The sequence below is a fragment of the Streptomyces sp. NPDC058955 genome (assembly GCF_042741435.1).
GTDB lineage: Bacteria > Actinomycetota > Actinomycetes > Streptomycetales > Streptomycetaceae > Streptomyces.
This window is the reverse complement of the sequence record NZ_JBHYKM010000112.1, coordinates 1,589-12,205: the sequence shown is the minus strand read 5'-3', so window position 1 is coordinate 12,205 and position 10,617 is coordinate 1,589. Positions and strand designations below refer to the sequence as shown.

The 10,617-nt window shown below is 73.8% G+C and carries 9 protein-coding genes; 5 read left to right on the top strand and 4 right to left on the bottom strand.

The genetic code is table 11. The annotated features are described in order from the left end of the window. Positions 1–516: PspC domain-containing protein (locus ACFW1I_RS31035; protein ID WP_384676154.1), on the bottom strand; the 516-nt coding region annotated here is incomplete at its 3' end. A gap of 168 nt (positions 517–684) precedes the next feature. Between ACFW1I_RS31035 and ACFW1I_RS31030 the strand changes: the two genes are divergently transcribed. Together ACFW1I_RS31030 and ACFW1I_RS31025 are read left to right on the top strand one after the other, a co-directional pair. Next, positions 685–1,950, top strand: coding sequence for a PspC domain-containing protein (locus tag ACFW1I_RS31030; RefSeq protein WP_384676152.1), 1,266 nt, complete (start codon positions 685–687; stop codon positions 1,948–1,950). Further along, positions 1,947–2,678, top strand: a complete 732-nt coding sequence (locus ACFW1I_RS31025; RefSeq protein WP_384676150.1) for a LuxR C-terminal-related transcriptional regulator — start codon at positions 1,947–1,949, stop codon at positions 2,676–2,678. The genes ACFW1I_RS31030 and ACFW1I_RS31025 overlap by 4 nt, the downstream gene beginning before the upstream one ends. Positions 2,679–2,700: 22 nt before the next feature. Here ACFW1I_RS31025 and ACFW1I_RS31020 read toward each other — a convergent pair whose 3' ends face one another. Continuing rightward, entirely contained in the window at positions 2,701–3,840 is a 1,140-nt protein-coding gene (locus tag ACFW1I_RS31020; protein WP_384676148.1) for an NlpC/P60 family protein, read from the bottom strand. 345 nt (positions 3,841–4,185) lie between these two features. Here ACFW1I_RS31020 and ACFW1I_RS31015 point away from each other — a divergent pair, with 345 nt between their 5' ends. Further along, on the top strand, positions 4,186–4,539 hold the full coding sequence (locus ACFW1I_RS31015) for a hypothetical protein (RefSeq protein WP_031012231.1): 354 nt from the start codon (positions 4,186–4,188) through the stop codon (positions 4,537–4,539). A 179-nt stretch (positions 4,540–4,718) separates the two neighbouring features. Next, positions 4,719–7,187: a DNA helicase PcrA gene (gene pcrA / locus ACFW1I_RS31010; RefSeq protein ID WP_384676146.1), complete on the top strand. Its 2,469-nt coding sequence runs from the start codon at positions 4,719–4,721 to the stop codon at positions 7,185–7,187. Between the two features lie 56 nt (positions 7,188–7,243). Here the strand turns inward: pcrA and ACFW1I_RS31005 are convergent, their stop codons facing one another. Beyond that, positions 7,244–8,791: a M23 family metallopeptidase gene (locus tag ACFW1I_RS31005; RefSeq protein ID WP_384676144.1), complete on the bottom strand. Its 1,548-nt coding sequence runs from the start codon at positions 8,789–8,791 to the stop codon at positions 7,244–7,246. A 242-nt stretch (positions 8,792–9,033) separates the two neighbouring features. Continuing rightward, positions 9,034–9,831: an esterase/lipase family protein gene (locus ACFW1I_RS31000; RefSeq protein WP_384676142.1), complete on the bottom strand. Its 798-nt coding sequence runs from the start codon at positions 9,829–9,831 to the stop codon at positions 9,034–9,036. 299 nt (positions 9,832–10,130) lie between these two features. Between ACFW1I_RS31000 and ACFW1I_RS30995 the strand changes: the two genes are divergently transcribed. Then, a complete protein-coding gene (locus ACFW1I_RS30995; RefSeq protein WP_030494332.1) occupies positions 10,131–10,541 on the top strand; it encodes a cobalamin B12-binding domain-containing protein in 411 nt (136 codons plus the stop codon). Positions 10,542–10,617 lie beyond the last annotated feature (76 nt).

Below are 10,617 nucleotides of genomic sequence, written 5' to 3'. Positions count from 1 at the left end.
GCGGGCGGCCCCGCGGGGCGCGGCGCGGGCCCGACCCCGCGCCCCCCCCCCCCCCCGCGCCGCGCGCGGCGGGGCGGCGGCCCCCCCCCCCCGCGACCAGTACGCGGCACCGGCCGTCACCAGCGACAGCAGCACCGCGAAGCCCACCATCGAGCTGGTGCGCAGCATCGACAGGAAGATCCCGCAGCCCACCAGCGCCATCAGGACCGCCGCGAGCGCGGCCCCGGACACCCGGCCGGTCAGGAGCCGTCTGCCCTCGCTCTCGTCCTCGCCCACGAGCGGGATCAGCAGCCACGCGAAGCCGTAGAAGAGCAGCCCGATGCCGCCCGTCACCGCCAGCACCGCCAACACGATCCGGAAGATCACCGGATCCATGTCGAAGTGCCGGCCGAGACCGCCGCAGACGCCGCCGACCACTCGGCTCGTCCGCGAACGGCGCGGCGGGGCCGCGGGGGCGTCCCCGGCCACCGGTGGGGCCTCGTGCTGCGTGGGCCGCGAAGGCGTCGAACTCGTCATGCGTCCATGGTGACCGCCCGTGACCCCCGGACGGCACCGGGAACGACCCTGGCACGACCCTGATATTCGGCGCCGCGCCACGCCGGTGCCGACCCCGAGGCGAACCAGGGGGCGATCTCAGGGCCGACCCTGATGTCCCGGGAGGGCCGGACGTGTGACGATCGGTGCATGTCCGCAACCGCTCGCGTCACCGACCTCGACGAACCGCCCGTGCGCAGGCTCTACCGCAGCGCCGACGGGCGGTGGCTCGGCGGTGTCGCCCGCGGCCTCGCCGGACACCTCGGCCTGCCCGTCGCCTGGGTCCGCGCCGTCTTCGCGGTGCTCGTGTTCACCGAGGGCCTCGGACTGCTGCTCTACGCGGTCTTCTGGATCGTCGTCCCGCTCGGCGTCGGCGGCCGGGGCGAGCCCCTCTCCGTCTTCGAGCGCACCGAGGACGGCAGACGCCGGCTCCGCAAACCCGACCGCGGCCAGATCGTCGCCCTCGTCGCCCTCGCGATCGGCGCGTCCGTCTTCATCACGAACCTGAGGATCGACGGCGAGACCGGCCGGTACGTGTGGCCGGCGATGCTCATCGGCGTCGGCGTCGTCCTGGTGTGGCGGCAGGCCGACAACGCCCGCCGCGACACCTGGACCGGGCGGGCGGTCACGCACGGGCGCGGCTTCCATCTCGTGCGGGGGCTGGTCGGCGTGGCCCTGGTCGGCACCGGCCTCGCCGTCTTCGTGGTCGTGCGCGGCTCCGTCGCCCAGATCGGCACCGCGCTGACCGCCGCCGTCGCCGTCCTCACCGGCATAGCGCTGCTCGCCGGCCCCTGGCTGATACGGATGTCGCAGGACCTCACCGCCGAGCGGACCCTGCGCATCCGCGCCCAGGAGCGGGCCGAGGTCGCCGCCCACGTCCACGACTCCGTGCTGCACACCCTCACCCTGATCCAGCGCAACGCCGACGACGCCGGCGAGGTCCGCAGGCTCGCCCGCGCCCAGGAGCGGGAGCTGCGGAACTGGCTGTACAAGCCGGAGGGCACCGGCAAGGACGAGGAGCCGGCGACCCTCGCCGAGGCGGTGAAGCGGGCCGCCGCCGAGGTCGAGGACAAGCACGGGGTGCCGCTGGAGGTCGTGGTCGTCGGCGACTGCCCCCTCGACGAGAAGCTGACCGCGCAGATGCAGGCCGCGCGCGAGGCGATGGTCAACGCCGCGAAGTACGGTGGCGAGGGCGGGGCGGTCCAGGTGTACGCGGAGGTGGAGGGGCGCACGGTCTTCGTGTCGGTGCGCGACCGCGGCCCCGGGTTCGACCTGGACGAGGTCCCCGAGGACAGAATGGGCGTACGAGAATCGATCATCGGCCGGATGCAGCGCAACGGCGGCACGGCCCGGCTGCGGGCCGTGCCGGGCGGGGGCACCGAGGTCGAGCTGGAGATGGAGAGGGCGGACGGATGAGCGACGAGACCGGGGCGACGACCGGGGCCGACGGGGCGACGGGGCCGGGCACGGCGGGCGGGGCCGGCCGCCGGGTGCGGGTCGTCCTCGTCGACGACCACCGCATGTTCCGCACCGGGGTGCAGGCCGAGATCGGCCGGACCGACATCACCGGGGTCGAGGTCGTCGGCGAGGCCGCCGACGTCGACCAGGCGGTCACCGTGATCACCGCGACCAGGCCGGAGGTCGTCCTCCTCGACGTGCACCTGCCCGGCGGCGGCGGGGTCGAGGTGCTGCGCCGCTGCGCCGGGGTGATGGCGGCCGCCGAGGACCCGGTCCGCTTCCTCGCGCTCTCCGTCTCGGACGCGGCGGAGGACGTGATCGGGGTGATCCGGGGAGGCGCCCGTGGCTACGTCACCAAGACGATCACCGGTGACGACCTGGTGGACTCGATCTTCCGGGTCCAGGAGGGCGACGCCGTCTTCTCCCCGCGCCTGGCCGGCTTCGTCCTGGACGCCTTCGCCTCCACCGACGCGCCCCCGGTGGACGAGGACCTGGACCGGCTGACCCAGCGGGAGCGCGAGGTGCTGCGGCTGATCGCCCGGGGCTACGCGTACAAGGAGGTCGCCAAGCAGCTCTACATCTCGGTGAAGACCGTCGAGTCGCACGTCTCCGCGGTGCTCCGCAAGCTCCAGCTCTCCAACCGGCACGAGCTGACCCGCTGGGCCGCCGCGCGCCGGCTGGTCTGAGGGACCCCGGGTCCGGCGGGGGTCAGGCGACGCGGGTGGCGCCCGCGAAGGGCATCTCGTCGATCGGCGCGATCCGGATCGGGGCGCCCGGCCGGGGCGCGTGGATCATCTGGCCGCCGCCGATGTAGAGGCCCACGTGGCTGATCCCGGAGTAGAAGAAGACCAGGTCGCCCGGGGCCAGCTCGGAGCGGGAGACCCGCCGCCCGGCGTTGATCTGGGTGTACGTGGTGCGCGGCAGGGAGACCCCGGCGGCGCGCCAGGCGGCCTGGGTGAGGCCCGAGCAGTCGTACGCCGAGGGACCAGTGGCGCCCCAGACGTAGGGTTTGCCGAGCTGGGCGTGGGCGAAGGAGATGGCGGCGGAGGCGCGGCCGGTGGGGGCGGCCACCGGGGCCCGGTCGCCGGAGCCGCGGTCCGCGCGGGCCGTGGAGCCGGTGGCGGCGGCGCCGGTGACAGAGGCGCCGGTGGTACCGGGGCGGGCCGTGGCGGTCGTCGTGGCCGGCGCGGTCGTGCGGGCGGCGACGGCCGCCTCGTACCGGGCCCGCTCCTCGGCGGTGAGCCGGGCGAGGAGTTCCCGCGCGGCGGTGAGCTTGCCGAGGACAGTGGCCTTCTGGCGGCGCAGCTCGGCCTCGTGGCCGCGCAGCGCGGTGAGCCGGCCGGCGGATTCGGCGCGCAGCTGGGCGAGGGCGGACAGCTCCCGGCGTACGGCGGTGATGGCGGCGGCCTGCCGGTCGCCGGCCTTCTCGGCGAGGGCGGCCCGCTCCAGGTACTGGTCGGGGTCCGAGGTGAGGGCGAGCTGGACGGCCGGGTCGAGTCCGCCGGAGCGGTACTGGGCGGCGGCGACGGCCCCGAGGCTGCGGCGGGCGGTGTTGAGCCGCTCGGTGCGGCGGGCGGCCTCGTCGCGGAGCTCGTCGAAGGAGGTGCGGGCCGCGTCGGCCTGTTCCTTCGCGCCGTTGTACCGCTCGGTGGCGGCCTCGGCCTCCTGGTAGAGCCGGTCGACCTCGGCCCTGACCTGGGCGGGGGTGCGGTCGGGGCGGGCCGGGTCGGCGTGTCCCGATCCCTCGAAGAGGGTGGCGGTGGCGGCCGAGGCCAGGGCGAGCGTGGCGGCCGTGCGGGCCGCGGGGCGGCCGAGCGAGGACGGCCGGGGTTTTCGGTGAGCTGCCACGAGGGCGGGTCACATCCTCTCCCTGTGGGGGACGGTGCCGGCCGGGGCCGGCGGCGGACCGCACAGGGGAGACGGGCCGCCGCCGGGGTTCTCCGGCGGGGGCGGCCGGCACCGCCGGGTGATCCGGCGGGGTGGGGAGCCGACCACCTGGGGCAGGACGCTAGACCCGGGGGTCACGCCCCGGCGGCGGGATGACCGCTATTGGCGCCGGATGATCTCCAGGGACCGTTCCCTTTCGTGCGCCGGGGCGGTCGGCGATGGTTTCCATGGGGCCGGCGACCGAAGCGGGGGAGTGGGTGGACCCGGCCGGGGAGCGGTGCTAGGGGCCCGGTTAGGCTCCGCCCCATGGACGTCCTCATCAATGTCTTCGTCGCGCTCCACATCATCGGCATCGCCTCCCTGCTGGGCGGATTCCTCACCCAGATGAAGGCGATCGGGGCCGGCACGGCCCGCTTCACCCCGGCCATGCTGCACGGCGCGCTGACCATGCTGGTCACCGGCGTCGCGCTCGTCGGCCTCAACCAGGCCGACGACCAGACGGTGAACAACCTCAAGGTCGGCATCAAGCTGCTGATCCTCGTGGTGATCCTCGGGATCGTCTACGTCAAGCGTGACGAGGAGACCGCGGACAAGGGCCTCTTCGCCGCCGTCGGCGGTCTGACCACGGCGAACATCTTCATCGCGACCCTCTGGGTCTGAGCCCCGGACGGCTCCCGGGCCCGGCCCCGGCCCCCGGAGCCGGGCTCCCGGCGTGCCCCCGGTGGGCTCCCGGCGCGCTCCCGCCCGGCTCCCGGCGCGCCCCCGGTGTGCGCCCTCACACCGGGAGCACGCCGAAGGCGGACCCGGTTGTCGGCGCGGCGTCCTAGACTCGGGAGGCGATGAGCAGCCTCTTTGACGACAGCTTCCTGGCCGGCCTCCAGTCCCACTCCCCGGAGGACGTCCCGCCCCCGCCCGAGGACGACGAGCACGGCGCCCCGGCCCCGGAGGAGGTCCCGCACGACCTGTTCGGGGAGCACTTCGACGCGCCCCCGCCCCGTGACCCGTACTACCGCGACGGCGCCCACCGCCCCGCCGTGGACCCGGCCGCCCTGCTGGAGGGGCTGAACGAGCAGCAGCGCGCCGCCGTCGTCCACACCGGCTCCCCGCTGCTCATCGTGGCCGGCGCCGGCTCCGGCAAGACCCGGGTCCTCACCCACCGCATCGCCCACCTCCTGGGCACGCGGCACGTGCACCCCGGCCAGATACTGGCGATCACCTTCACCAACAAGGCCGCCGGCGAGATGAAGGAGCGCGTCGAGCAGCTGGTCGGCCCGCGGGCCGCCGCGATGTGGGTGATGACCTTCCACAGCGCCTGCGTCCGCATCCTGCGCCGCGAGTCGAAGCGGCTCGGCTTCACCTCGTCCTTCTCGATCTACGACGCCGCCGACTCCAAGCGCCTGATGGCGCTGGTCTGCCGCGACCTGGACCTCGACCCGAAGAAGTTCCCGCCGAAGTCCTTCAGCGCCAAGATCTCCAACCTGAAGAACGAGCTGATCGACGAGGAGTCCTTCGCCGACCAGGCCGCCGACGGCTTCGAGAAGACCCTCGCCGAGGCGTACCGGATGTACCAGGCGCGCCTGCGCGAGGCGAACGCGCTGGACTTCGACGACATCATCATGACGACGGTCCACCTGCTCCAGGCGTTCCCGGACGTCGCCGAGCACTACCGCCGCCGCTTCCGGCACGTCCTCGTCGACGAGTACCAGGACACCAACCACGCCCAGTACACCCTCGTCCGCGAGCTGGTCGGCACCGGCTACGAGGACCTCGGCCCGGCCGAGCTGTGCGTCGTCGGCGACGCCGACCAGTCGATCTACGCCTTCCGCGGCGCCACCATCCGCAACATCCTCCAGTTCGAGGAGGACTACCCGGACGCGACGACGATCCTGCTGGAGCAGAACTACCGCTCCACCCAGACGATCCTCTCCGCGGCCAACGCGGTCATCGAGCGCAACGAGTCGCGCCGCCCCAAGAACCTGTGGACCAACGCGGGCGCGGGCGCGCAGATCACCGGCTACGTCGCGGACACCGAGCACGACGAGGCCCAGTTCGTCGCCGACGAGATCGACCGGCTGACGGACAAGGGCGAGGCGAAGGCCGGCGACGTGGCGGTCTTCTACCGGACCAACGCCCAGTCCCGGGTCTTCGAGGAGATCTTCATCCGCGTCGGCCTGCCCTACAAGGTCGTCGGCGGCGTGCGCTTCTACGAGCGCAAGGAGGTCCGGGACGTCCTCGCCTACCTGCGCGTCCTCGCCAACCCCGAGGACAACGTGCCGCTGCGCCGGATCCTCAACGTGCCCAAGCGCGGCATCGGCGAGCGCGCCGAGGCGATGATCGACGCCCTCTCCCTGCGGGAGAAGATCACCTTCCCGCAGGCCCTCAAGCGGGTCGACGAGGCGTACGGCATGGCCGCCCGCTCGGCCAACGCCGTGAAGCGGTTCAACGCGCTCATGGACGAGCTGCGCACCATCGCCGAGTCCGGCGCGGGCCCCGCCGTCGTCCTGGAGGCGGTCCTGGAGCGGACCGGCTATCTGGCCGAGCTCCAGGCCTCCACCGACCCGCAGGACGAGACCCGGATCGAGAACCTGCAGGAACTCGCCGCCGTGGCCCTGGAGTTCGAGCAGGAGCGCGGCGAAGAGGAAGGCGCGGGCACGCTCGCCGAGTTCCTGGAGAAGGTGGCGCTGGTCGCCGACTCCGACCAGATCCCGGACGAGGACGAGGAGGGGTCGGGCGTCATCACGCTGATGACCCTGCACACCGCGAAGGGCCTGGAGTTCCCGGTGGTCTTCCTCACCGGCATGGAGGACGGCGTCTTCCCGCACATGCGGGCCCTCGGCCAGACCAAGGAGCTGGAGGAGGAGCGGCGCCTGGCGTACGTGGGCATCACCCGCGCCCGCGAGCGGCTGTACCTGACCCGCTCGTCGATGCGCAGCGCCTGGGGCCAGCCCTCGTACAACCCGGCCTCCCGCTTCCTGGAGGAGATCCCGCCCGCGTACCTGGAGTGGAAGCGGACGGGGCCGGTGGCGAAGCCGGCGGGTCCGACGTCGGGGATCGCCTCCTCGCTGACGTCCTCGCTCTCCTCGTCGCGCGCCCGCTCCGGCCCGTCCGGTTTCGCGACGCGCCGCGCGGGCTCGGAGAAGCCGGTGGTCGCGCTGACGGTCGGCGACCGGGTGACCCACGACCAGTTCGGCCTCGGCACCGTCCTCGCGGTGACGGGCGGGGGCTCGGACGCGCAGGCGACGATCGACTTCGGCGACGAGAAGCCGAAGCGGCTGCTGCTGCGGTACGCGCCGGTCGAGAAGCTGTAGCGGTACGGGAAGGGGCCTGGTCCATCGGACCGGGCCCCTTCCGCGTGCGCGGGGTGTCAGCTCGTCGGGTCGAGGCCGTGGCTGCGGAGCCAGGACAGCGGGTCGATCGCGGAGCCGCCGCCGGGGCGCACCTCGAAGTGGAGGTGGGGGCCGGTGGAGTTCCCGGAGTTGCCGGAGTAGGCGATGACGTCGCCGGCCTTGACCTGGCCCCAGCGGATCTTGGTGCTGCTGAGGTGGCAGTACCAGGTCTCGGTGCCGTCGGCGGCGGTCACGATCGCCATGTTGCCGTAGGCGGGGTTCCACTGGGTGCGGACGGTGCCGTCGGTCGCGGCCATGACGGGGGTGCCGTACTGCACGGGGAAGTCGATGCCGGTGTGCACGGACATCCAGTTGACGCCGGACTGGCCGAAGCGGGCGCTGAGCTGGTGCAGCTTCACCGGCAGCATGAACTTGGGCCGCATGGCCTCCTTGCGGGCGGCCTCCTCCTCGCGCTTCTTCTTCTCGGCGGCCTGGCGGGCCTTGAGGTCGATGCGCTCCTGGGTGCGGCTGGCGCGGTCGCCGAAGTCGCGGACGTCGGCGTCGAGGGCGCTGAGCTGGGTGTCCAGGGCGGTGTTGGCGGGGACCTGCTTCACGGCGGCCGGGTCGGCGGCGGCGAGCGCGGTGGTGTTCTTCTGCTGCGGGCCCTCGGTGTCGGCGCCGGTGAGGCCGCTGACGGAGGCGGCGGCGATGCCGGCGACGCCCATGACGCAGGCGGAGGGGACGGCGACGGTCAGCAGGGCGGAGCGCTTGGCGGGGGTACGGCGGCGGGCGCGGCTCCCGCCGGCGGAGCGGCGTACGGGACGGGCGGCGGTGGCGGCGTCGGTGCGGACCTCGGCGGCGGGCGCGGGGACCTCGTCCTCGGACGCGTCGTAGGCGACCGGCTCGTAGGTCTCGGTCTCGTACGTCTCGGCCTCGTAGCCCGCCTCGGGTGCGTACGCGGCCTCGGTCTCGTAGGCCGCCTCGGGCTCGTACGGCGTCGCCTCGGGTTCGTACGCCGTCTCGGGCTCGGGCACGGGCTCGTAGGCGAACTCGAACTCGGCGGTGTGGTCGACGCGTTCGGTCCCCGGGACGTACTGCTGGGGGACGACCGGCTCGGCCAGGTCGGCGGCCTGGTTCCAGGCGGTGGCGTCGTAGGCGCCGGTGTCGGTCGCGAAGGCGGGGGCGGCCCACTGGCCGGTGGTGTCGTACGCCTCGTGCCCGTAGGCGCCCTGCGCCGCGTAGCCGCCGGAGTGGAGGGTCTCGTACTGGCCGGTGTGCTGGGCCGCGGTCCAGGCGGAGGCGTCCCACTGGCCGGTGGTGTCGTACTGCTCGTGCTGCCTGTACGGCGTCGCCGTCGCGTAGGGGTCCGTGACGGTGGCGGTGGTGGTGGTCCACTGGCCGGTGGTGTCCCACTGGCCCGTCATGTCGTACGCGCCGGTGGCGGCGTACTGGCCGAGGTCCCACTGCCCGCTGTGGCCGGCCTGCCCGGTGTCGGACCAGGAGCCGAAGAGCGGGTCGGTCGCGAAGCTGCCGGTGGAGTGGGCGCCGTCTCCGGCGTACCCGGCGTGGGGGTGCTGGTCGTTCACCAACGTCTCTCTCGCCTCGGCAGCAGAACCAGTCCGGGGCGGGCCCGACAGGGGGTGTCCCGGGGGGAAGCAGTGGCGCGACTGTACCCGGCGGTATGCGGGACCGACAATCTTCGGAAGGGTCGGCGGGCGCAGGAAACGGGCAATCGGCCGTGTTTCGCCAGCTCACGCACAGAGCTTTGGCCTTGTGTTCGAGGAACGTTCGAAGAACGGTGTCGGGGGTGTCGCCCCGCACGGGGGCGTCAGGCCACCGAGGCGGCCCCCTCGTCCGCCGCCTCCTCCGCCCCACCGGCATCCAGGGCCTCCAGGATCCCGGCGGCCACCGTCGGATGCACCGGCAGCGCGAGATGGCCGATCCCGCTCACCCGCACGTTGTGGACCACCAGGTCCGGGTGGTCGAGACGGGCCGTCTCCACCGGCACCATGATCCGGTCCAGGTCGCTCCAGAAGCTCACGAACCGCGTCCGGCAGCCCGGCGCCGGGGCGGCCAGCTCCCGCAGCACCTCCGACCCCGGCCGCATCTGCCGCACCAGCGGGTGCGCGTCGGCGAGCGGCGTCCCGACCGTCGTGCCCGCGTGCGGGGTGCCGAGCGTGACCAGCGTCCGCACCCGTGCGTCACCGCCCAGCCGCTGTACGTAATAACGGGCGATCAGCCCGCCCAGGCTGTGCCCCACCAGGTCCACCTCGGCCCGGCCGGTGCGGTCCCGGATCGCGTCGACCCGCCGCCCCAGCTCCTCCGCGGCGGTCCGCAGATCGCCGGTGAACGGGGAGTAGTCGAGGCACTCGACCCGGGTGCGGCCGTGTCGGGCGAGCGCGCGGCGCAGCAGCAGGAAGACGGAGCGGTTGTCGACGAAGCCGTGCAGCAGCACGACCGGACGCCCGCCGCCGTCCGCGGCGGCCACGGCCGGGCCGTCGGCCGGCGCGCCCGGGTCGGGCCGCCCGGAGACGAGCCCCGACGGATAGAGGACGAGCCGGCCGGTGAGGACGGCGGCTTCGAGGGTGGTCGCCCTCAGCAGGGCGGTGACCTTGGCGAGCTCCATCGCCGACCTCCCGTGCGGCATGGGGCCGGGCGGTACACCGGAGCGCCGGACCCCCGTGCCGTACGGACGACGGCACGGAGCCCCGGCGACGGCGTCGCGGCTCCTTTCGCGACCGGCCCCGCGGGCGGCTGGAGTGGCCCAGGAGGAGGGCCGGAGCGGGGCGGGCCGCGGAACGAACGTGTCCCACGTGTGATTTCCCCCTCGCCGGGCACCGCGAAACGGCCCGTTGCGGGATGCTGTCGATAACGTTCGTTCACCTCCCCGGCACAGTTGCGCGGGGGTCGCATGTGGAGGCAGTGATGGGTGTGACCGGTCCGATCCGCGTGGTCGTCGCCAAGCCGGGTCTCGACGGCCACGATCGCGGGGCCAAGGTCATCGCGCGCGCCCTGCGCGACGCCGGCATGGAGGTGATCTACACCGGGCTGCACCAGACGCCCGAGCAGATCGTCGACACCGCGATCCAGGAGGACGCCGACGCGATCGGCCTCTCGATCCTCTCGGGCGCGCACAACACGCTCTTCGTCAAGGTCATCGAGCTCCTCAAGGAGCGCGACGCCGAGGACATCAAGGTCTTCGGCGGCGGCATCATCCCCGACGCGGACATCCCGCCGCTGAAGGAGAAGGGCGTCGCGGAGATCTTCACGCCGGGCGCCACGACCGCGTCGATCGTCGACTGGGTGAACGCGAACGTCCGCGTGACGGCCGCCTGACACCCGCCCGGACCCGAACGGCCGGCGCCCCCCCCCCCCGGGGGACCCGCCCGGCCCCGAACCCCCCCCCCGGCGA